Below are 1260 nucleotides of genomic sequence, written 5' to 3'. Positions count from 1 at the left end.
TTCCACCCACCAGGCCGGGCTTCCTTAGAAAGGAGGTGATCCAGCCGCACCTTCCGATACGGCTACCTTGTTACGACTTCACCCCAGTTACTGACCCTACCTTCGACTGCTGCTCCCCAAAGGGTTAGCTCACAGGCTTCGGGTATTGCCAACTTCCATGGTGTGACGGGCGGTGTGTACAAGACCCGGGAACGCATTCACCGTGGCATTCTGATCCACGATTACTAGCAACTCCAACTTCATGCACTCGAGTTGCAGAGTGCAATCCGAACTGGGACAGGCTTTTTGAGTTTTGCTTAACATCGCTGTCTTGCGGCCCTGTGTACCTGCCATTGTAGCACGTGTGTAGCCCAAGTCATAAAGGGCATGATGATTTGACGTCATCCCCACCTTCCTCCGGTTTGTCACCGGCAGTATTGCTAGAGTCCCCAACTTAATGATGGTAACTAGCCATAGGGGTTGCGCTCGTTATGGGACTTAACCCAACATCTCACGACACGAGCTGACGACAACCATGCACCACCTGTATTACAGTCATCCGAAGATGTAATGAACTATCTCTAGAACACTCCGTAATATGTCAAGACTTGGTAAGGTTCTTCGCGTTGCTTCGAATTAAACCACATGCTCCGCTGCTTGTGCGGGTCCCCGTCAATTCCTTTGAGTTTCACACTTGCGTGCGTACTCCCCAGGCGGAGTGTTTAATGCGTTAGCTGCGGCACCCAGATTTACTCCAGACACCTAACACTCATCGTTTACGGCGTGGACTACCAGGGTATCTAATCCTGTTTGCTACCCACGCTTTCGTACCTCAGCGTCAGAAAATGGCCAGAAAGTCGCCTTCGCCACCGGTATTCCTCCTAATATCTGCGCATTCCACCGCTACACTAGGAATTCCACTTTCCCTTCCATCTCTCAAGGTTTCCAGTTTTAGAAGCTTACTATAGTTGAGCTATAGCCTTTGACTTCTAACTTAAAAACCCGCCTACGTACCCTTTACGCCCAATGATTCCGGACAACGCTCGGTCCTTACGTATTACCGCGGCTGCTGGCACGTAATTAGCCGGACCTTATTCGTATAGTACTGTCATTTTCTTCCTATACAAAAGATTTTTACAACCCGAAGGCCTTCTAAATCACGCGGCGTCGTTGCATCAGGGTTTCCCCCCTTGTGCAAAATTCCCCACTGCTGCCTCCCGTAGGAGTCTGGGCCGTGTCTCAGTCCCAATGTGGCCGTACACTCTCTCAAGCCGGCTACTG

At 50.9% G+C, this 1260-nt stretch carries 1 rRNA gene; it reads right to left on the bottom strand.

Annotation, left to right across the window (positions count from 1 at the left end):
- Positions 1–28: 28 nt before the first annotated feature.
- A 16S ribosomal RNA gene (locus ACCQ40_RS08170) occupies positions 29–1260 on the bottom strand; the annotation flags it as partial.

It is taken from the genome of Anaerococcus cruorum (assembly GCF_046365495.1).
In the GTDB taxonomy this organism is placed as follows: Bacteria; Bacillota; Clostridia; order Tissierellales; family Peptoniphilaceae; genus Anaerococcus; species Anaerococcus cruorum.
Note: the sequence above shows the minus strand (reverse complement) of the source record. Positions and strands in the feature narration are given on the sequence as shown.